The 20133-nt window shown below is 37.5% G+C and carries 21 protein-coding genes and 1 tRNA gene; 9 read left to right on the top strand and 13 right to left on the bottom strand.

The features are described 5' to 3' along the window. Window positions 1–44: 44 nt before the first annotated feature. Window positions 45–1100: an SRPBCC family protein gene (locus VZD24_RS08480; protein ID WP_342687408.1), complete on the top strand. Its 1056-nt coding sequence runs from the start codon at window positions 45–47 to the stop codon at window positions 1098–1100. Next, entirely contained in the window at window positions 1101–1472 is a 372-nt protein-coding gene (crcB, locus tag VZD24_RS08475) for a fluoride efflux transporter CrcB (protein WP_279447151.1), read from the top strand. On the opposite strand, the gene VZD24_RS08470 is transcribed toward crcB, so the two are convergent. Further along, entirely contained in the window at window positions 1469–2077 is a 609-nt protein-coding gene (locus VZD24_RS08470) for a DUF1684 domain-containing protein (protein ID WP_342687407.1), read from the bottom strand. The genes crcB and VZD24_RS08470 overlap by 4 nt on opposite strands. Window positions 2078–2327: 250 nt before the next feature. On the opposite strand from VZD24_RS08470, the gene VZD24_RS08465 reads away from it, so the two are divergent. Then, complete coding sequence (locus tag VZD24_RS08465) at window positions 2328–3551, top strand: MDR family MFS transporter (protein ID WP_342687406.1); 1224 nt, start codon at window positions 2328–2330, stop codon at window positions 3549–3551. Window positions 3552–3570: 19 nt separating this feature from the next. On the opposite strand, the gene VZD24_RS08460 is transcribed toward VZD24_RS08465, so the two are convergent. Both VZD24_RS08460 and VZD24_RS08455 read right to left on the bottom strand, forming a co-directional pair. Further along, complete coding sequence (locus tag VZD24_RS08460; protein ID WP_279447148.1) at window positions 3571–3756, bottom strand: DUF1328 domain-containing protein; 186 nt, start codon at window positions 3754–3756, stop codon at window positions 3571–3573. 93 nt (window positions 3757–3849) lie between these two features. Beyond that, window positions 3850–4293, bottom strand: a complete 444-nt coding sequence (locus VZD24_RS08455) for an Lrp/AsnC family transcriptional regulator (protein ID WP_279447147.1) — start codon at window positions 4291–4293, stop codon at window positions 3850–3852. A gap of 123 nt (window positions 4294–4416) precedes the next feature. Between VZD24_RS08455 and VZD24_RS08450 the strand changes: the two genes are divergently transcribed. Then, window positions 4417–4812, top strand: a complete 396-nt coding sequence (locus tag VZD24_RS08450) for a hypothetical protein (RefSeq protein WP_279447146.1) — start codon at window positions 4417–4419, stop codon at window positions 4810–4812. A gap of 129 nt (window positions 4813–4941) precedes the next feature. Here VZD24_RS08450 and VZD24_RS08445 read toward each other — a convergent pair whose 3' ends face one another. From VZD24_RS08445 to VZD24_RS08435, 3 genes are read right to left on the bottom strand one after another with little or no spacing between them, the layout of a single operon-like run. After that, a complete protein-coding gene (locus tag VZD24_RS08445; protein ID WP_279447145.1) occupies window positions 4942–5400 on the bottom strand; it encodes an RES family NAD+ phosphorylase in 459 nt (152 codons plus the stop codon). Between the two features lie 2 nt (window positions 5401–5402). Beyond that, window positions 5403–5903: an Xre family toxin-antitoxin system antitoxin gene (locus tag VZD24_RS08440; protein WP_279447144.1), complete on the bottom strand. Its 501-nt coding sequence runs from the start codon at window positions 5901–5903 to the stop codon at window positions 5403–5405. 54 nt (window positions 5904–5957) lie between these two features. Continuing rightward, the gene (locus VZD24_RS08435) at window positions 5958–9383 is read right to left on the bottom strand and encodes a methylmalonyl-CoA mutase family protein (RefSeq protein ID WP_342687404.1); all 3426 of its coding nucleotides are present in this window, start codon (window positions 9381–9383) and stop codon (window positions 5958–5960) included. A gap of 163 nt (window positions 9384–9546) precedes the next feature. On the opposite strand from VZD24_RS08435, the gene VZD24_RS08430 reads away from it, so the two are divergent. From VZD24_RS08430 to VZD24_RS08420, 3 genes are all read left to right on the top strand, one after another. After that, window positions 9547–10449: a T9SS type A sorting domain-containing protein gene (locus tag VZD24_RS08430; protein WP_342687402.1), complete on the top strand. Its 903-nt coding sequence runs from the start codon at window positions 9547–9549 to the stop codon at window positions 10447–10449. Between the two features lie 82 nt (window positions 10450–10531). Continuing rightward, entirely contained in the window at window positions 10532–11239 is a 708-nt protein-coding gene (locus tag VZD24_RS08425) for a DUF4197 domain-containing protein (RefSeq protein ID WP_342687401.1), read from the top strand. 106 nt (window positions 11240–11345) lie between these two features. Continuing rightward, a complete protein-coding gene (locus VZD24_RS08420) occupies window positions 11346–11528 on the top strand; it encodes a Lacal_2735 family protein (RefSeq protein WP_279447140.1) in 183 nt (60 codons plus the stop codon). A gap of 2 nt (window positions 11529–11530) precedes the next feature. On the opposite strand, the gene VZD24_RS08415 is transcribed toward VZD24_RS08420, so the two are convergent. From VZD24_RS08415 to VZD24_RS08390, 6 genes are all read right to left on the bottom strand, one after another. After that, entirely contained in the window at window positions 11531–12304 is a 774-nt protein-coding gene (locus VZD24_RS08415; protein WP_342687400.1) for an ABC transporter substrate-binding protein, read from the bottom strand. Then, window positions 12291–13112, bottom strand: a complete 822-nt coding sequence (gene pyrF / locus VZD24_RS08410; protein WP_342687399.1) for an orotidine-5'-phosphate decarboxylase — start codon at window positions 13110–13112, stop codon at window positions 12291–12293. The genes VZD24_RS08415 and pyrF overlap by 14 nt, the downstream gene beginning before the upstream one ends. A gap of 27 nt (window positions 13113–13139) precedes the next feature. Beyond that, window positions 13140–14216: a peptide chain release factor 1 gene (gene prfA / locus VZD24_RS08405; protein ID WP_279447137.1), complete on the bottom strand. Its 1077-nt coding sequence runs from the start codon at window positions 14214–14216 to the stop codon at window positions 13140–13142. A 213-nt stretch (window positions 14217–14429) separates the two neighbouring features. Beyond that, window positions 14430–15608 (bottom strand): AIR synthase related protein, encoded by a 1179-nt coding sequence (locus tag VZD24_RS08400; RefSeq protein ID WP_342687398.1) that lies wholly within the window; start codon window positions 15606–15608, stop codon window positions 14430–14432. Between the two features lie 250 nt (window positions 15609–15858). Beyond that, window positions 15859–18045, bottom strand: coding sequence for a glutamine synthetase III family protein (locus VZD24_RS08395; RefSeq protein ID WP_279447134.1), 2187 nt, complete (start codon window positions 18043–18045; stop codon window positions 15859–15861). 138 nt (window positions 18046–18183) lie between these two features. Then, window positions 18184–19137 carry a calcium/sodium antiporter gene (locus VZD24_RS08390; protein WP_342687397.1) on the bottom strand — a complete coding sequence of 318 codons (954 nt, stop codon included), beginning with the start codon at window positions 19135–19137 and terminating at the stop codon, window positions 18184–18186. Window positions 19138–19300: 163 nt separating this feature from the next. On the opposite strand from VZD24_RS08390, the gene VZD24_RS08385 reads away from it, so the two are divergent. Next, window positions 19301–19453 carry an SsrA-binding protein gene (locus VZD24_RS08385; protein WP_279447132.1) on the top strand — a complete coding sequence of 51 codons (153 nt, stop codon included), beginning with the start codon at window positions 19301–19303 and terminating at the stop codon, window positions 19451–19453. On the opposite strand, the gene VZD24_RS08380 is transcribed toward VZD24_RS08385, so the two are convergent. Beyond that, on the bottom strand, window positions 19450–19962 hold the full coding sequence (locus VZD24_RS08380; RefSeq protein WP_342687395.1) for an adenine phosphoribosyltransferase: 513 nt from the start codon (window positions 19960–19962) through the stop codon (window positions 19450–19452). The two genes, VZD24_RS08385 and VZD24_RS08380, sit on opposite strands and share 4 nt — an antisense overlap. A gap of 73 nt (window positions 19963–20035) precedes the next feature. On the opposite strand from VZD24_RS08380, the gene VZD24_RS08375 reads away from it, so the two are divergent. Beyond that, window positions 20036–20109, top strand: a tRNA-Arg gene (locus VZD24_RS08375). Window positions 20110–20133 lie beyond the last annotated feature (24 nt).

Genomic DNA, 20133 nt, shown 5'->3' with positions numbered 1-20133 from the left:
ACGAAATTTCACTATCTTAGCAACACCAATCAACACCCTACCTAATGAAAATTTTAAAGTATTTATTTTTTCTACTTCTTATAGTAATTATCGGAAGCGCAATTTATTTTGGCACGCAAGACGGAACTTTTAATATTCAGGATTCTGAAGTAATTGCCGCGCCACCCGAGGTGGTTTTTAACAAGGTAAACGATTATAAGAGTTGGGAAGAATGGGGGCCATGGAAAAAGGAAGATCCCACCATTACCTTTACCTATGCCGAAAAAACTTCTGGCGAAGGCGCTTCCTATTCTTGGGAAGGCAACATGAGCGGCTCCATGACTACCACCAAGGTCATTCCCAATAAAGAAATAGCTCAGGATTTAACATTGCAAACTCCGGCAGGCGAACGCAAAAATAAAGTGTATTGGACATTTGAAGAAGTGGAAGAAGGCACAAAAGTTACCTGGGGAATGAAAGGCGAACACCCCTTAATAGATAAAGTATATTACGCGCTAAGCGGTTTCGATTTTGAAGCAGCAATGCACAAAATGAATAAAACAGGTCTTGATGCAATTGCAAAAGAAGTAGCCGAAGATATAAAACAGTATTCCATAAACGTAGATGGCGTAACCCAATATGGTGGCGGATATTATATGTACACCACAACTGTTGCCAAACAAGATGCTGTAAACGAAAAAATGACTCTGTTAATGAACGAAGTACTCAAATTTGTAAAGCAGCACAATTTAAACATGGCCGGGAATCCTTTTACAATCTACAACGAAATAGACAACGCTAACAATACCGTAATTTTTTCGGCGGGTATTCCGGTGAAGGAACAAGTTATTACTCCCGAAGGCAGTCCCGTAGTATGCGGCTTTATGGATCCTGTTACAACAATAAAGATTTCGTTAAAAGGAAATTATGAACATCTTTCAGAAGCTTATTTAAAAGGAAGACAGTACATTACTGAAAACGGACATGAAATAGACACCACCCGAAAAATGTTTGAAGTTTACGTTACCGATCCCGAAGAAGTACCTAATCCAGCCAATTGGGTGACCGAAATATACATCCCAATAATTTCTTCTGCCCAACCCATAGAATTAGGATTGTAAATGAAACAGCTCGCTTTGGTTTTTATTGGTGGTGGTTTGGGAAGCACATTGCGATACGGGCTAGCCAAATATTTAAACAGCTATGAAACCGGCATACCATACGGGACGTTAGCAGCCAATATTTTAGGAAGTTTATTAATTGGAATAATATTAGGGGTTGCCTTAAAAAACGAAACGCTATCACAGAATACCGTTCTGTTTTTGGCCACAGGTTTTTGTGGTGGATTCACAACATTTTCAACCTTTGCTTATGAAAACCATCTATTTTTAAAAGCAGGCGATTTTATTTCCTTTGCACTTTATACTATGGCAAGCTTTGTAGTTGGTTTTGCAATGGTTTTTTTGGGAATGTGGGTGGCAAAGTTTTTTTAATGTTTTCCAAAATCCTTTACACCCGCTTCAATTCTTATTAATAAATCATTTTCCTTTGGCGGAATCGGGCACGAATAACGCGCGCTGTACGCACAATACGGATTATACGCTTTATTAAAATCTATAACAATCGAATTTCCTTCTGGAATTCGGAGATCAACATATCTGCCCCCGCCGTAAGATCCGTTACCACTGGTTAAATCGGTAAACGGAAGAAAAAGATAATCTTCGTAACCAGGTTCATCATAAGGCATTACATTTTTAAAAAGGTTTAAAACAAAATCCTTTCCGTCTATATTAAAATGTGCTTCGCCGTATTTTACGTATTCCGGCGTACGGGAAGTAGTAGTTGGCATTAAGAATGGTTTTTCATTTGGTGTGCGAACAAATTTGGCCGTAACGATAAACTTTTCTTCAATGGGATAAAACTCCAATCCTGCAAATTTCTCAAAATCCTCGGGCTCCAAAATAGTGGTTTCGGGATTGCTAAATTCCTCATTTAACTTTAATTGTTCCGCTTTACTTTCTGAAATCGCACTGTTGTTTTGCGCTGAAATTGAAACGCTTATTAAAATGAAACAGCAAAATATTTGAAATCCCTTCATCTGTAGTTTTTAGTAAAAATATAAAAAAGACAATTAGTGCTTCCTTTTTGTTATGAAATATTATTTTTCACTACATTTGATTCATATTTAAAAACATATGAACCATTCTGCATATACTTGCCGCACCTACCAGGTCATTTCTAGAAAGAAATACCGGCGATGTATGTATTGATCTTAAGTAAAGATAAAATTTTTCAATATAAAAACGTCCCGGCCATTCCCGGGACGTTTTAGTTTTATAGAACCACGTATGAAAAAGATGTATAATAGTTATGTAGCAAATTTTCGCGGCCTATCGCGCGAAATCTGGCTATTATCATTGGTTACATTTATTAATCGTGCGGGCGCAATGGTAATTCCATTTTTATCGTTATACCTTGTAAATGTTGAAGGTTTTACGTTGCCACAGGTGGGTTGGATTATGTCTTGTTTCGGACTTGGTTCCTTAGCGGGTACGTATATTGGAGGAAAATTAACTGACACCATTGGCTTTTACAAAGTAATCCTTATGAGCCTGTTTCTAGGAGGCATAGGGTTTGTATTATTACAATTTATAAATACCTTTTATGGTTTTTGTATCGGCATATTTATTTTAACCCTAATGACCGATGCAGGCCGACCTGCAATATTTGTTGCCGCAGACACCTACAGTAAACCAGGAAATATTACCAGATGTATTGCCTTGATAAGGTTGGCGATAAATCTTGGATTTTCTATTGGGCCCTTGGTTGGCGGTCTTATAATTGCAAATCTTAATTATACATCGCTTTTTTGGATAGATGGGCTTTCGTGTATGATGGCTGCTCTTGGAGTGTTTGTTCTTTTACAACCAAAAAAACAAAAAAATACAATCACAGAAAAAACTACTCTTGTAAAAGAAGGCGTTCCGCCCTATCTAAACAAGCTTTTTATTTTGTTTTTTGTAATTATGATTGCCAATAGTCTGGCATTTGTTCAATATTTTTCAGTAATGCCCATATATTATGAGCAGGTTCATTTTCTGTCTGAAGATGTTATTGGCTGGTTATTATTTATAAATGGTGCTACCATTGTAGTATTTGAAATGCCCCTGATTTCGTGGCTAGACAGAAAACAAATTTCAAAAACCATGGCTACCTTTTGGGGGATTTTATGTTTAGGACTAAGCTTTTTGGTTTTAAATTTAACTAGCTGGAGCGGCATTTTGGTAGTAGCCATGTTGTTGATGACGTTTGGAGAAATGATTGGATTTCCATTTTCCAATGCCCTCGCGTTAGAAATGGCACCAAAAGGCCGAAAAGGCAGCTATATGGGTTTGTACAGTATGAGTTTTAGTTTCGCCCATTTAATAGGTCATAACGGGGGGATGAACCTAGTTAATAGCGTTGGGTACTTTAACACATGGACGGTCTTTTCAGGTTTTCTGCTTATTATCGCCTTATTGACGATTTGGCTCTACTTTAGGTTAAAAAAATCGCAGGTTGGTAAAGTATAATTTCAATTTAAAATGTAGCTTAATTTTTAGAACGCTTTTGCCTACGCGAAATAATTACCGCATCTAAACATGAAATCATTAACCCAATACTAGCGAACAAACACAATATGCGCACAATTTTATCTCCTGGAAACTCCAAACCTGTAAATCCTAGAAGCGCTGTTGTAATAGTTGCTATTAAAAAAGAAAAGGTATATTTTTTCATTGCAATTTGTAGTTTAATTTTCAACTAAAATATTCCTTTTAAAAACAGTAATCTCTTAAAATGAATCTAATTGTTTTGAATTTAACAAACAGATTATTTAAGCATTTTTATGTTGTTGTTTTTAACCACGTGAGAGAGAACAATTTGCGTTTTTGTTTCGCCATAGATAATAAGTTGATCTATAAACGACTCTAAATGTTTTTGATTTTTTAAAACTACTTCCATCACAATATTTTCATTTCCGGTAATCCGGTAACAATTTAACACTTCGTCGTAGGTTTTTACAATTTCCAGAAAAGGTTTCAGTTTTCCCATGAATGCACGGAGTGTAATAATTGCTTTAAACTGATATCCGGCTTCAAAAGGCGAAACCACAGTAAAATAGCCCGTAATAATTCCGGAGTCTTCCATTTTTCTAATTCGTTCAGAAACTGCGGGCGAACTAATTCCCACTTGCCTACCAATTTCGGTGTTGGGCTGGCGTGCATTTTTTTGCAAACAATTCAAAATTTTCCAATTTAAAACATCAATGCTCATTTTAAACTATTTTTAAAATAATATTTAATTATTAAACCAAATATACGCTTTTACCTTAATATCGATTATATAATGCGCTACATAGTTCTTAAATTTGATTCGCTTTAAAAAGAAAAATAAAAAATGTCTTATCCTTCATTTGGTAAAAATTCAGAATCGGCTGTTTATGCCAAAGCGTTAGATATATTCTCATTGGCAAGAAATATTTCATCATATCTCAGTCACGATTTAGCGCATCTTCACAAAAATGGCGCAGAAGATCCCAACATATATTTTACCGGCGATATTGTGCAACAGTCCGTTTCGCTCGGACCAGAAATTTTGAAAGCCGAAAGCCAGCCATTTTCTGAGGAAAAACACAAATATGCGGCTTCCGTAATGCGTTTATCAAACTTGCTCTATAAAAATTGCGAACGTTTGGAGAGAGTAAATAGCAACGGGAAGGATTTTTTACCATTACTTCGAAAAGAGCTGAAAAAATTCAGAAAACTTCAACATACCTGGAGATTAACTCTGTAGCGTTGATTTACTTCGGTATTTTTTTAATCTGTTAGTCATAAATTATAATGATGAAGACCCGTATGACGACATTTCTTTTTATCCCCTTGACTATTTAGATTTTTAAGAAGATGACTAATTACCACGCATTTATCTAATTAAGCGCGGATCAAAATCCAACGACTGCTTTTTTATAATCTTAATGCTTTCAATGTCTTTATGGGTTGGATTTATTAGAATATTGTGCTCCAGCCCCAAAATAGCGGAGGGCACACGCAATGCCAAACTTTCCTGACGTTTTAGCCAAGTGGAACCCAACATTTGCACTTGTTTTTCTGCTCCTTCGGAACTCCATTTTGGTTTAATAAAATCTAAAGACTTAATAGGTTTTATAAATTCATCTGGAATTTCTGCTTCAATAAAAGAATAGCCCATAGGCAATTTGGCAAATTCTACATGAACAATAATCTCTAGCAAACTCAGGGAGAGGTTTTGCGAGAAATAGATTACCGGGTCACCCACCAAATTCCATCTACCGCCATACAATCTGGCTCCTTCACCGGAAAAATCGTCTATATATTCGGTTTTGGTGATTCGGTATATTCGCACGATTAAGAAGGGATTCCGTGGGCAATGCGACCAAGCACATTTTTCACATATTGAATTCCAAACCGTGTATCTAAAAAATCTAAGGGTTGCTGACCCTTAAATATATAAGGTTTGGAATGTAACCAATTTCTAAAATCTTCGAGTGTTTCAAAAACACGTATACCCTCCGAAACTAATTTAGCAATCTCAAAAAGCTGTTCAGATGCTGAAACCCCAAGAAGATCGGTATCACTTTTCCGTTGTAAGGTACGATGCGAAATATGTAGCAAATCGCTCAATCTATCCATGGATATGCCCAATACTTCACAAATAGAGTACACAACACTTTTGGGTAAACCTTTTCGAGTTATGATGATAAGATCTATATCGCTGTTAACGGCCTGCCCTACTTGCCCAATACCTCCTAAAACGCTAACTATTCTATCAAAAGGATTATCGAGTAAATAGAAAACCTCAGGCTCTTTCACTAAAATTACATCGGACGAATTTTGCTGATTTTTCATATTCACGACATTTGACACAAATATACGTATTTTTGTCGTGTTTATGAAATTTCTTTACATATTTCGCCTATATTGCCCTCCTACTTCAAAAAGACTTTCGGTTATCTGCCCCAATGAGCATACTTTGGTAGCGTCCATTAATTGCTCAAACATATTTTCATTATGGATAGCTGCCGTCTTTACTTTTTCTAGAACATCAACCGATTGATCCTGATACATTTTATGAAGGCTTTTCAAGGTTTCAATCTGTACCTGCTTTTCATCTTCGGTGGCACGAATTACTTCCGCTGGAAGAACGGTAGGCGATCCTTTACTGCTTAAAAAAGTATTAACCCCAATAATTGGAAAATCGCCATTGTGTTTTAATGTTTCGTAATACAAACTTTCCTCTTGAATTTTGCTGCGTTGGTACATGGTTTCCATGGCTCCCAAAACACCCCCGCGTTCGGTAATACTATCAAATTCCTTTAAAACGGCTTCTTCAACTAAATCTGTTAACTCTTCAATAATAAAAGCACCTTGAATTGGGTTTTCATTTTTGGCCAATCCCAATTCTTTATTAATAATTAACTGAATCGCCATGGCGCGGCGTACGCTTTCTTCGGTAGGGGTGGTTATTGCCTCATCGTACGCGTTAGTGTGCAATGAATTGCAATTATCGTAAATAGCGTACAGAGCCTGTAAGGTGGTACGAATGTCGTTAAAGTCTATTTCCTGTGCGTGTAAGGAACGGCCCGAGGTTTGGATGTGGTATTTTAACATTTGCGCCCTAGAATTTGCGCCGTATTTTTCCTTCATTGCTTTAGACCAAATTTTTCTGGCAACACGCCCTATAACCGCATATTCGGGATCTATTCCATTACTGAAGAAAAACGACAGATTTGGACCAAACTCGTTTATATCCATTCCGCGACTCAAATAGTATTCCACGTAAGTGAAACCATTTGCAAGTGTAAAAGCCAGCTGGGTAATCGGATTTGCACCAGCTTCGGCAATATGGTACCCACTAATTGATACCGAGTAGAAGTTTCTAACTTTTTTCTCAATAAAATATTCCTGTACATCGCCCATTAACCGAAGTGCAAATTCAGTTGAAAAAATACAGGTGTTTTGTGCTTGATCTTCTTTTAAAATATCTGCCTGTACGGTGCCACGTACCTGTTGTAAGGTTTCGTATTTTATTTTATCGTAAACGTCTAAATCCAAAACTTGATCGCCAGTTACTCCGAGAAGCATTAGCCCTAAACCGTTATTACTCTCTGGAAGTTTTCCGTGATATTTAGGACGTTCAATACCTTTTTGCTTGTAAATGGCATTTATTTTCTTTTCAACTTCATCTTCCAAATTATTTTCTTGAATATACTTTTCGCAATTTTGATCGATCGCGGCATTCATAAAAAAACCCAACAACATGGGTGCAGGCCCGTTAATCGTCATACTTACCGAGGTCATCGGATGGCTTAAATCGAAACCTGAATACAGTTTTTTGGCATCGTCCAAACAACAAATTGACACCCCGGCATTTCCAATTTTTCCATAGATATCGGGTCTTAAATCTGGATCGTTCCCGTAAAGTGTCACGCTATCAAAAGCTGTGGAAAGTCTTTTTGCAGGCAAGCCCATACTTACATAATGAAAACGACGATTGGTGCGTTCTGGCCCTCCTTCACCGGCAAACATTCTTGCAGGATCCTCACCCGTTCTTTTAAAAGGATACAGTCCCGCGGTAAAAGGAAATTCTCCCGGTACATTTTCCTGAAGCACCCATTTTAAAATGTCGCCCCACGCTTGGTATTTCGGCAAAGCAACTTTCGGAATTTGTGTATGGGAGAGCGATTCGGTATGGGTTTTAATATTAATCTCTTTCCCCCGCACTTTAAAGCTATATACAGGATTTTTATATTTATTAACCTTTTCTTCCCATCCGGTAATAACTTCCCAGTTATAGGGATCTAAATTTAATTTTTCACGGTCAAATTCAGCTAATAACAATTTTAATAGATCTTTGTTTTTTTCTGAATTCTCAAACGATTCTGAAACAATACCCGCTTTATCAAGTTGCGGCTGTTTTGCAGAAATACTTTCAATGGTTTTATAAATTCCATAGAGTTTTTGGGCTACTTCTGCTTGTTCTTCAGCTCTTTTATCATAGCTTCTATTGTTTTCGGATATTTCAGAAAGATAGCGTGTACGCGCAGGTGGAATAACAAAAACCTTTTCTTGCATTTCTTCCGAAACATGAAAATCGCTGTGTAACGCGGCTTTGGTTTTTTCAGCAATTTTCTTCATAATTGCCTTATAAAGTTTATTCATTCCCGGATCGTTAAACTGCGAAGCAATGGTGCCGTAAACCGGAAGCTCGTCTTGCGGAGTATCCCACAACAGATGGTTGCGAACGTATTGTTTTTTTACGTCGCGCAATGCATCCAACGAACCGCGTTTATCAAATTTATTAATCGCTACCAAATCTGCAAAATCGAGCATGTCAATTTTTTCCAGTTGGGTGGCGGCACCAAATTCGGGGGTCATTACGTAAAGTGAAACATCGCTGTGTTCAATAATTTCGGTATCGCTTTGCCCAATTCCGGATGTTTCGAGGATTATTAAATCGTATTCCGCAGCCTTTAAAATTTGGATGGCTTCCGAAACATATTTTGAAAGTGCCAAATTGCTCTGCCGTGTTGCCAAACTGCGCATATATACCCGTGGCGAATTAATAGCGTTCATTCTAATTCGGTCTCCCAGCAAAGCACCGCCAGTTTTTCTTTTGGAAGGATCTACGGAAACAATACCAATGGTTTTCTCTGGAAAGTCTATTAAAAATCTACGGACCAATTCATCTACCAACGAAGATTTTCCAGCGCCTCCTGTGCCGGTTATTCCTAAAACCGGGGTAGCGCTCTTTTTATTTTTTAAATGAATTTTATCGAGCGCAGCCTTCGCAACTTCCGGAAAATTTTCGGCTGCTGAAATAATTCGAGCTATTGCCCCAACGTCTTTGTTGGCTAACTTTTCAACTTCTCCGTTTAATGCATCACCTATGGGAAAATCAGCCAATTCTACCAGATTATTAATCATTCCTTGAAGGCCTAATTCCCGACCATCATCAGGAGCGTAAATTCTGGTGATACCATAATCCATTAACTCCTTAATTTCTGAAGGCAGGATAACGCCGCCGCCGCCGCCAAAAATTTTTATATGGCCAGCACCCTTTTCCTGCAATAAATCATACATATACTTAAAGTACTCGTTATGCCCACCTTGATATGAAGTCATGGCAATTGCGTTTGCATCTTCTTGGATAGCCGTGTTAACAACCTCTTCCACGCTCCTATCATGGCCTAAGTGAATAACCTCCACTCCTGTAGATTGAATAATTCTGCGCATAATATTGATGGCTGCATCATGGCCATCAAATAGCGAAGCTGCCGTTACAATTCGCACTTTATATTTTGGTTTATAGGGATTTACCTTCTCCATTGTATTTTATATAATTTTATGAATTGCAAATTTAGTTAAATCTTAACGAACATAATACTTAAGAACGCTATTGATATCACAAAAAAAACAAAAATCTATTGGGTTATTTTAATAATTTTGTATATTGCAGCATCAATATTAAACAATTTAAAAACTTAACATTATGAAAAAAATTTACTTATTAGCTTTTGCAATAGGAGCTTTTACATTTAGTGCGAACGCCCAACAAATAATCAATGATGACATGGAAGGTTACTCAACCGGTCCTGTTCATGAAGACCATTGGTCTAACTGGAGCGGCGCTGCTGGCCCAGAAGATTTAGTAATTACTACAGACCAAGCATATTCTGGTTCACAATCAGGTTACATCGGTGATGATGGTGTTCAGGATGCTATGTTGTTATTAGGAAATCAAACTTCTGGTCAATACGAGCTAACTTGGTATATGTATGTTCCTGGAGGAAAAACAGGATACTATAATTTCCAAGAAGATCAAGATACAGGAGCTTCTGGAGGAATCTGGGGTCTTAACGTTCACTTTAACATGGACAACCTTACTCCTGGTACAGGTTATGTTGTTGATGATGCAAACCCTGCGAACATTGTATCTACATTTACTTACCCAGAAAATTTCTGGTTCCAACTTACACACATGATCGATTTAGACACTGACACTGTTGTTATGTCTATCGATGGTACTGAAATCTACAATGGAGATTTCTATACTTCAGGTGGTAACCTAGGTGGTGTTGACTTTTTCTCTATCGATGCAAACAATCAGTATTACTTAGACGATGTTTTATTTAAAACTGCTTCAGCTGGAGTTGAAGACTTCGCTGCTGGTTCTTTCAGTGTGTATCCTAACCCAGTAAAAGATGTATTGAACATTAGCACTAAAACTGCTGTTGACAATGTAACTATTTACGATGTATTAGGAAAAGTAGTTCTTACTCAACAACCTGGTGTTATTTCTCCTAAAGTTGACATGAGCGGTCTTGCTTCTGGAGCTTACATGGTTCAAGTAACTATCGGTAATGCTACAAAAACAGTTAAAGTTCTTAAATAAGAATCTTTATAAATTTTTATAGAAAGAGCCCTTCAAAATTGAAGGGCTTTTTTATATTTGAAACTCACCTAACGCTGTACTCATGGTTTTTAAAAAAGCATTTCTATTTTGTTCCTTCTTCGTTTTAATATCTTGTGCAGAATTGCAACAAGTGGTTAACACCCTTCCAACACAAACCGGCACAGATCCTACTATGATTGCCAGCGGTTTACGACAAGCCTTAAATTTCGGGATTGAAAAGCAAGTTTCAAAACTCACAAAAGAAAACGGTTTTTATTCCAATAAATTGGTGAAAATAATGTTGCCTGCAGAATTACAGAAAGTTGATCAAACACTCAGAGATATAGGTTTGGGTAGTTTGGCAGACCAAGGCATAAAAGCTTTAAACCGAGCCGCAGAAGATGCGGTAAAGGAGGCAACCCCCATTTTTGTTACTGCCGTAAAACAAATAACATTTACCGATGCAAAAAATATTTTATTAGGTCCTGACAATGCAGCTACCAATTATTTAGAGCAGCGTACTAATACTGCGTTATACGCAAAATTTAATCCAGTAATAAAACGTTCTTTTTCAAAGGTTGGTGCAGATCAAATCTGGACCAATATTATTAACCGTTACAATGCTGTACCCTTTGTTGCAAAGGTTAACCCAGATCTTACGGATTACGTTACAAACGAAGCTTTAAATGGCGTTTATAAAATGATTAGCATTGAGGAAAAAGACATTCGCAACAATATTGCTGCAAGAACCACGACCCTACTAAGACAAGTATTTGCATTGCAGGATTAGCTCCCGTCTAATGCCTTTTAAAGCAATACTTTATGAAAGCCTTAACCTCTTATTAGTAGAAACTTATCATTAGCAGCCTTATCTTTGCTTATTAAATTTTGACGTTGTGTATAATCTATTTCGAAGAAAAACTAGAATTGAATTATTAAAAGAACGCTACCGATCACTAATGAAACGTTCTTTTGAGCTGTCAGTAAAAAATCCTGAAAAAAGTGAAAAAGCGCATCAACAAGCCGATAAACTTTTACAGGAAATACAGTACCTTTCAATTATGCACGCCGACAAATAAAATTAATGCAGCGTTTTAAAATATTTAAATGCCTGTATTAAGCGTGAACCGTACCAACTAAAATATTCTCCATCTACCAATTTAACTTCCTTTTCAAATTCGTTTTTAAAAGCTTGCACGTCTTTTTTCTTAAAAGGATAGGGTTCCGTAGAAAGCAAAATTAAATCTGCCTTTCTAAAATCCGCAGGCTCCACTTGAGGATAGCGAACTTGGTTTTGCGAGAATACATTTTCAAAATTATTAATATGCAAAAGGCTATCTATAAATGTTCCTCGTCCAGCAGCCATATACGGTCCTTTCCAAATTAGATAAAGTACCTTTTTAGTATCCAAATCGATTGCAAATTCTTGATGATGCCTTAGTTCGCAATTAATTTTTGAAATAATTTCGGATGCAATTGTAGCTACTTTAAACACTTCACCCATCCGCGTAATAAAGTCCAAACTATCTGAAACGGATTCAATATCGCTTATCCAAACGGGTGCAATTTTTTCCAATTCCGAAACCATTTCTTTAGTATTTTCCTCCTTATTGCAGATAATAATATTGGGCTGCAACGATTTAATTTTTTCAATATTTACCTGTTTTGTACCACCGACTATCGCTTTTTCATTCTTTAAGTATTCGGGATGTACACAGAATTTGGTAATGCCTACAATACGTTCGCGCAAACCGAGATCTACCAATAATTCGGTTTGGGATGGCACCAATGAAATTATGCGATCGGGCGTTTTGGAAAGTTTTATGGTTCTATTAAGTTGATCAACGAATTCCATCTAAAATAGCCTTCATTTGCAGCTGGATATTTTTCGCTTCTTCGGCAGCAGCTTCTGCAAAATTTAATTGGTTTGAAGCGTAAATTATTCCTCGGGAAGAATTTACTAACAAACTAATATCAGGGGTCATTCCGTACTTACAGACTTCCGTTAAGCTCCCTCCCTGCGCCCCTACTCCCGGAACCAATAAAAAACTATTTGGAACAATTTTGCGAACCTCAGCAAGATGTTCTGCTTTAGTGGCACCAATAACGTACATTAAATTTTCACTGTTTTTCCAGTTTTTTGAAGTTTTTAAAACCTGAGTATAAACAGTTTCGCCTTCAATTTTTTTAGTTTGAAAATCATAAGCACCTTCATTTGACGTAAGAGCTAGTAAAATGGTGTGTTTGTTGTTAAATTCCAGAAAAGGCTCTACCGAATCCCTGCCCATATAGGGCGCTACCGTAACCGAATCGAAACCTAAATCTTCAAAGAAAGCTTTTGCATAACGGGAAGATGTATTGCCAATATCGCCGCGTTTTGCATCGGCAATGGTAAAAATTTCAGGATACGTTTGGTTTAAGTAGTTTATGGTTTTTTCTAAAGACTTCCAGCCTTTAATTCCATAGGCTTCGTAAAACGCGGTATTGGGCTTGAATGCAACGGCGTAATTGTGCGTGGCATCTATTATAGCTTTATTGAACGAAAAAATGGGATCTTCTTCCTCTAAAAGAAAATTCGGAATTTTATCAAGATCTACATCCAACCCAACACAAAGAAAAGAATTCTTTTTTCTAATTTCTGAAATTAATTTATCTGTAGTCATCTTTCTGTATTTCAGAATATCAAAACCTTAAAAAGTTTCGCCAGTTTCTTTTAATTTTTCAGTATTACTTACCAGTTGAAGCTCATCAATTATTTCTTGAATATCACCATTCATAATATTTCCGAGGTTGTACAACGTAAGGTTTATTCGATGATCGGTAACACGACCTTGTGAATAATTATAGGTCCTAATTTTTGCACTACGGTCTCCACTGGTAACCATTGAACCGCGTTTTAATGCATCTTCAGCTTGCTTTTTGGCCAGTTCCATATCGTATAATCTGGAGCGAAGTACCCTAAACGCTTTCTCCTTATTTTTATGTTGCGATTTTTGATCTTGGCACTGTGCCACAATTCCAGTTGGAACGTGGGTTAATCGTACGGCAGAATAGGTTGTGTTTACTGATTGTCCGCCCGGTCCCGAGGAACAAAAGAAATCTACACGCACATCTTTTGGGTTTATTTCAATATCAAATTCTTCTGCTTCGGGAAAAACCATTACAGTGGCTGCACTCGTATGAACCCTACCCTGGGTTTCGGTCTGCGGAACCCGCTGTACACGGTGAACGCCAGCTTCAAATTTTAGGGTACCATAAACATCTTCGCCTTCTATTTCAATCTGAACTTCCTTAAAGCCACCACTAGTTCCTTCGTTAAAGTCTATAATATTGGTTTTATAACCTTTGCTTTCACAATATTTGGTATACATTCTTAACAGGTCTCCTGCAAAGATACTGGCTTCGTCGCCGCCGGTTCCGGCTCTAATTTCCATTACCGCATTTTTGCTGTCTTCCGGATCTTTTGGTACTAAAAGAAATTTTATTTCTTCGTCCAGTTTAGGCAAACGGGTATTAGCTTCATCTAATTGCAGTTTGGCCATTTCTACCATTTCGGCATCGGTACCATCTGCAATTATTTCTTCGGCTTCAGAAATATTAGCTGTAAGTTCTAAGTATTCCGATCGTTTATCCATCAAAACTCGTAGATCTTTGTATTCTTTGTTCAACTGAATATAGCGTTTTTGGTCGCTAATAATATCTGGTTGAATAATGAGGTCGCTCACCTCGTCAAAACGTTGTTTTATTATTTGAAGCCTGTCTGTCATAGAGATTTTATAATGGGTGCAAATTTACAATTTTTAACCGAAACGGTGTAATTGCACCACTTTCAATTTTGAAGGTAATTTTATTTATGAAATTTGAAAATAGTCACTGGGCGTTACTAAATTTGAAACAGGAGCTAACCTAAATAAACTGGGGAATCCAAATTTTCACTTTAACCGAAAACGGCTTCAACTTTAGCTATATTCTTTTTAGATTTAATATTGAAACTCTCCCACCGAAGATTTAATTGTCAATTTTTTTGAAGTTGCGCCTTCTACGCGACCTATAATTTGTGCTTCAACATTAAACGATTTTGAAATTTTTATAATAGCATCTGCGATTTTCTCTGGCACATAAAGTTCCATTCTATGTCCCATATTAAAAACCTGATACATCTCCTTCCAATCCGTTTTACTTTCTTCTTGAATAAGTTTAAACAATGGCGGAACATCAAATAAATTGTCTTTAATAATGTGGAGATCATCAACAAAATGAAGAATTTTTGTCTGTGCGCCACCGCTACAGTGCACCATTCCGTGAATTTCGGTAGTACTAAAGTTTGCAAGAATTTCTTTAATAATGGGAGCATACGTTCTGGTAGGCGAAAGCACCAATTTTCCAGCATTCAATGGGCTCTCGGCAACAACATCGTCTAATTTTTTTGAACCGGAATAAACTAATTCTGAAGGTACAGAGGCATCAAATGTCTCGGGATATTTAGTTGCTAAGTATTTTTCAAACACATCGTGCCTAGCCGAAGTTAATCCGTTACTACCCATTCCGCCGTTGTATTCCTTTTCATAAGTAGCTTGCCCAAAAGAAGCCAAACCTACAATAACATCGCCCGGTTTTATGTTTGCGTTATCCACAACATTACTTCGCTTCATACGCGCAGTAACTGTAGAATCTACAATAATTGTACGCACAAGATCACCCACATCTGCTGTTTCGCCCCCTGTGGAATGAATAATAACTCCAAAATTTTTCATTTCTGAAATTAGCTCCTCCGTACCGTTAATAATCGCCGAAATAACTTCGCCCGGAATTAAGTTTTTATTTCTTCCAATAGTCGAAGAAAGCATAATATTATCTACCGCACCAACGCATAGCAGGTCATCAATATTCATAATGAGTGCGTCTTGTGCAATTCCCTTCCAAACCGAAAGATCGCCCGTTTCTTTCCAATATGCGTATGCTAAAGAAGACTTTGTTCCTGCCCCATCGGCATGCATAATAAGGCAGTGGTTTTCGTCACCGGTTAAATAATCGGGGACAATCTTGCAAAATGCTTTCGGAAACAATCCCTTATCTACATTTTTAATCGCATTGTGCACATCTTCTTTTCCGGCAGACACTCCTCTTTGCGCGTAACGTTTTGAAATTTCTTTACTCATTGCTTTTGGTTAAGGACACAAAAGTACGGATTAATAAAAAGCCCACAAAGGTAGTGGCTTCGCCTTTTTTCAATTAGCAGCATAATACCCTTAAAAGACGTTTAAAATTGAAGGTGCAGAAGCTAAAAATACCGCAAGTACAGTATTAAATTTGCCAGATTAAAAGCCTTTTTCTAAAAGAATCTAAAAAAAAACCGCCTTACACAGGGTAGACGGTTTTATTAGTTAAACTACTGCTTTAAACGCTTTGCTATTTAGTGAATAAAAGCTCGCGATATTTGGTTAGTGGCCACAGCTCGTCATCTACTAATAATTCTAGCTTATCGCAATGATAGCGAATTACTTGAAAATACGATTTTACATCATCGCAATACGCAAATGCTCTTTCAACTACATCTTCAATTTTGTTTGCTTTTCTACGAGCGTCTATCATTTCGGTAATACCCTTGTTTATTTTGGCAATATGTTCGCTAATTTGTTCAATAAGCTGCATTTGTTCGCCAGCAAATTTTTTGAAGTCGGTTCCATAAATATTCTTTAAACCTTGAACGTTTTCAATTAAAATATTCTGATACTGAATTCCTGTTGGAATAATGTGATTTCTGGCAATATCTCCCAAAATTCGCCCTTCAATCTGAATTCGCATGGCGTAATCTTCCATTTCAATTTCATAACGGGCTTCCAGTTCTACTTTACTCATTATACCAAGTCCTTCAAAAAGTGCAATCGATTTTTCAGAAACTTTTGCTTGCAATGCGCGAGGCGTCGTTTTATAATTGCTCAATCCACGTTTTTCGGCTTCCTTCTCCCAAGCTTCTCCGTAGCCATCGCCTTCAAATCTAATTCTTTTTGAATCTTTTATATATTCTTTTAAAACATTGAAGATGGCATCGTCTTTCTTCATCTTCTTCTCTTTAATTAGCACATCTACCTCAGCTTTAAAAGCTATAAGTTGGTTTGCAACAATAGCGTTCAAAACCGTCATAGGATTGGCGCAATTGGCCGTTGAGCCCACAGCTCTAAACTCAAACTTATTTCCGGTGAAAGCAAAAGGCGAAGTTCGATTTCGATCTGTATTATCCAGTAAAATTTCAGGTATTTTACCTACTACATTTAGTTTTAAATCGGTTTTTTCCTGCGGAGATAGCTTGCCGCTGGTTACTTTTTCCAGCTCGTCCAAAACATTGGTTAATTGCGATCCTATAAATGCCGAAATAATTGCCGGCGGTGCTTCATTGGCTCCCAAACGGTGATCGTTACCAGCGCTCGCAATAGACGCTCTAAGTAATTCTTCGTGGTCGTTAACCGCTTTGAGTGTATTGATAAAGAAGGTTAAAAACTGAAGATTTTTCATAGGCGTGCTGCTAGGCCCTAAAAGGTTTACACCCGTATCGGTTGCCAACGACCAGTTGTTGTGCTTTCCGCTTCCATTTACATTGGCAAATGGCTTTTCGTGAAATAACACCTTAAAATTGTGCTTGTCGGCAATTTTATGCATTAAATCCATTAATAATGAATTGTGATCTACTGCCAAATTGGTTTCTTCAAATATAGGAGCTAATTCAAACTGGTTGGGTGCAACTTCGTTATGTCGCGTTTTTACGGGAATGCCCAAAAGCATGCATTCAGTCTCTAAGTGACGCATAAAGTTTAAAACCCGTGCCGGAATAGACCCGAAATAATGATCGTCTAATTGTTGCCCCTTTGCCGAAGAATGCCCCAAAAGGGTTCTTCCAGCCAAGGAGATATCTGGCCGCGATGCAGCCAAGGCACTGTCTACTAAAAAGTATTCTTGCTCCCAGCCTAAAGTGGCACTCACTCTGGTAACATTTTTATCGAAATATTTTGCCACGGCCGTCGCCGCATTATCAATAGATTGCAAGGCACGGAGCAAAGGAGTTTTATAATCTAAAGCTTCGCCCGTATAAGAAACAAAAACAGTAGGAATACATAGTGTAGTTCCGTAAATAAATGCCGGAGAAGTAGGATCCCAAGCAGTATAACCACGGGCTTCAAAAGTATTTCGTATCCCACCATTGGGAAAACTCGATGCATCTGGCTCTTGCTGAACCAATTGCCCGCCACCAAACTTTTCAATAGCCTGACCATGTTCCATGGTTTCAAAAAAAGCATCGTGCTTTTCGGCAGTGGCCCCAGTTAAAGGTTGAAACCAGTGCGTGTAGTGCGTAGCGCCTTTTGCAATTGCCCACTCTTTCATTCCCGTAGAAATATGGTCGGCAATATGGCGTTCTATTTTAGAGCCACTTTCAATGGCATCCATAACGCTTTTAAACGAATCTTTTGTAAGATACTGCCGCATGGCAGATTCTCTAAATACGTTTTTTCCGAAAATATCAGATCGTCGTTCTGTTTCCGAAACGGGTACTGGAACCCTATTAAAGGTTTCCTTAATAGCGAAAAATCTTAAAGTGGACATGGTGGTGTTTTTAGTTTTATGAGGCAAAAATAGAAAAAACACAAATACACCCCCTTAATTTTTAAGGTTTATTTACTCGAAAGCCCAAAAAAGTTTTGAACACCCCCTATAAATTTTGAAATTAGCAAGAATAATCAATTATTTTAAAATTGTCATTCCTATAAAAATAGCATAGGCTGCTACTAGAAAAACACCTCTTTTCCTCCCAAGTTCGAATGCTTTTGGAAGAAAAGCCAATGGAACTAAAATACCAGCAAAACCTATCATCCAAAAAATATCGCTTGTAAGCACTTCTTCACTCTTGACCACAATGGGCTGTATAATTGCTGTAATACCCAATACAGAACAGATGTTAAAAATATTTGAACCAATTAAATTGCCAAGCGAAATGGCTTTTTCTCGTTTTAACGCTGCAATGACCGAAGCAGCTAGTTCCGGAATACTAGTTCCGACAGCAATCATAGTTACCGCTATTACCCGTTCGCTAACGCCAAATTGCTCAGCCAAAGAGACGGCACCATTTACCAAAAATTCACTTCCGGCATATAACGACACCGCACCGATTAACAACCAAACAATAATTTTAAAATTAGAGGTTTTAGACAGTCCCTCATCAATACTATCATCTACCGGATTAGTTTTTCGTTGCCCTTTTGCCCGCTTAATTAAAATCCAGAGATAAACAAAAAGCATCAGCAACAGTGCCACTCCTTCAGAGTGACTAATAACACTTCCGCTTTTCATAATAAAATAAAGTGCAACGGAAGCAAACATCATTGCCGGCCAGTTCAATTTATAGAAATCCTTATCAATTGCCAATGGCGAAATTACCGCGGTAATACCCAAAACCAAACCGATATTAGCAATATTTGAGCCTAACACATTACCTATTGAAATATCTGAAAATCCATTGAGCGCAGCTTGTAAACTCACCAAAAGTTCGGGCGCTGAAGTAGCAAAAGAAACTACCGTAAGCCCGATAACCATTTTTGAAAGATGGAGTTTAAATGAAAGTGCCACCGACGACCGCACTAAAAATTCGCCACCAACAACCAGTAAAAGCAAGCCCAGAAAAAGAAATAAATAATCCATCAAAATTTATTTGTGGGCGAAGATAATAAATGCCAAAAAGAATCTCGATAAAATATATTACTATCGTTACAATACAGCGGGAACTGGCTCTGTTTAAGGATTTAACATCACATTTAAAAGGAATTGTTTCAAATTGATTAATTTCATACCAAACTAATCACAGATGAAAAAGCAATTTTTTAAATTTCTAGCAAAGGTGAACAAAAAAGTACTTCCTAGTTTTACCAAGCAAGGACTAGATCTTGCAAAAGCGTCCAAATTCCAAATGGCCATCTTTGGCTATAAATTATGGGTTACTAAAAATGCGCTAGACTAATATTTCAATAACGATTTTACGGGGCGATTTTTTAATTTTTGAATTCCGTTTAGGAATTCCAATTCAAGTAAAAAGTTGCATTGCACAATTTCTCCCCCTAAACTTTCAATTAATTTGCACGCTGCCTTCATCGTGCCTCCGGTAGCCAAAACATCATCGTGAAGCAGTACTCGTTCGCCTTTTAAAATTGCGTCTTCGTGAATTTCGAGGGCATCTATTCCATACTCCAATTGATATGGTTCCTTTAAAGTTTTATACGGAAGTTTTCCAGGTTTTCTAATGGGTACAAAACCCGCATTTAGATTTTGGGCTAAAAGTGTTCCGAAGAAAAACCCACGTGATTCTATTGCGGCTACTTTATCAATTTTTTCATCACCCACCAAAGCCATTAATTGGGCTAACCCATCGGCCATGGCAGCGCTATCTGCGAGCAAGGGAGTAATGTCTTTAAAATGGACTCCATCTTTGGGAAAATGCTCAATATTTCTTATAAATTTAGATAAATCCATTTTTTTCAAGTTTTAATTTGTCTTGCAATTTAAAAAGAAATATATTTGCACCCGCTTAAAGCAATATTAATTTGGCCTTGTGGCGCAACTGAATAGCGCACCTGATTACGGCTCAGGAGGTTCCAGGTTTGAATCCTGGCAAGGTCACGACCAAAAAACCACGTTTTTTAA

This window comes from Aequorivita flava, from assembly GCF_038742595.1.
GTDB classification, from domain to species: Bacteria; Bacteroidota; Bacteroidia; order Flavobacteriales; family Flavobacteriaceae; genus Aequorivita; species Aequorivita marisscotiae.
This window is presented reverse-complemented; position numbering and strand designations above follow the sequence as displayed.

Bases quoted from the DNA above. Each gene is read 5' to 3' on its own strand.
- VZD24_RS08470 (WP_342687407.1), bottom strand. From the start codon at position 2,077: ATGAAGGGATTTCAAATATTTTGCTGTTTCATTTTAATAAGCGTTTCA.
- VZD24_RS08400 (WP_342687398.1), bottom strand. From the start codon at position 15,608: ATGAGTAAAGAAATTTCAAAACGTTACGCGCAAAGAGGAGTGTCTGCC.
- VZD24_RS08435 (WP_342687404.1), bottom strand. From the start codon at position 9,383: ATGGAGAAGGTAAATCCCTATAAACCAAAATATAAAGTGCGAATTGTA.
- VZD24_RS08465 (WP_342687406.1), top strand. From the start codon at position 2,328: ATGAAAAAGATGTATAATAGTTATGTAGCAAATTTTCGCGGCCTATCG.
- prfA (WP_279447137.1), bottom strand. From the start codon at position 14,216: ATGACAGACAGGCTTCAAATAATAAAACAACGTTTTGACGAGGTGAGC.
- VZD24_RS08460 (WP_279447148.1), bottom strand. From the start codon at position 3,756: ATGAAAAAATATACCTTTTCTTTTTTAATAGCAACTATTACAACAGCG.
- VZD24_RS08440 (WP_279447144.1), bottom strand. From the start codon at position 5,903: ATGAAAAATCAGCAAAATTCGTCCGATGTAATTTTAGTGAAAGAGCCT.
- VZD24_RS08425 (WP_342687401.1), top strand. From the start codon at position 10,532: ATGGTTTTTAAAAAAGCATTTCTATTTTGTTCCTTCTTCGTTTTAATA.
- VZD24_RS08395 (WP_279447134.1), bottom strand. From the start codon at position 18,045: ATGTCCACTTTAAGATTTTTCGCTATTAAGGAAACCTTTAATAGGGTT.
- VZD24_RS08415 (WP_342687400.1), bottom strand. From the start codon at position 12,304: ATGGAATTCGTTGATCAACTTAATAGAACCATAAAACTTTCCAAAACG.
- VZD24_RS08430 (WP_342687402.1), top strand. From the start codon at position 9,547: ATGAAAAAAATTTACTTATTAGCTTTTGCAATAGGAGCTTTTACATTT.
- VZD24_RS08450 (WP_279447146.1), top strand. From the start codon at position 4,417: ATGTCTTATCCTTCATTTGGTAAAAATTCAGAATCGGCTGTTTATGCC.
- VZD24_RS08390 (WP_342687397.1), bottom strand. From the start codon at position 19,137: ATGGATTATTTATTTCTTTTTCTGGGCTTGCTTTTACTGGTTGTTGGT.
- VZD24_RS08385 (WP_279447132.1), top strand. From the start codon at position 19,301: ATGAAAAAGCAATTTTTTAAATTTCTAGCAAAGGTGAACAAAAAAGTA.
- VZD24_RS08380 (WP_342687395.1), bottom strand. From the start codon at position 19,962: ATGGATTTATCTAAATTTATAAGAAATATTGAGCATTTTCCCAAAGAT.
- pyrF (WP_342687399.1), bottom strand. From the start codon at position 13,112: ATGACTACAGATAAATTAATTTCAGAAATTAGAAAAAAGAATTCTTTT.
- crcB (WP_279447151.1), top strand. From the start codon at position 1,101: ATGAAACAGCTCGCTTTGGTTTTTATTGGTGGTGGTTTGGGAAGCACA.
- VZD24_RS08480 (WP_342687408.1), top strand. From the start codon at position 45: ATGAAAATTTTAAAGTATTTATTTTTTCTACTTCTTATAGTAATTATC.
- VZD24_RS08455 (WP_279447147.1), bottom strand. From the start codon at position 4,293: ATGAGCATTGATGTTTTAAATTGGAAAATTTTGAATTGTTTGCAAAAA.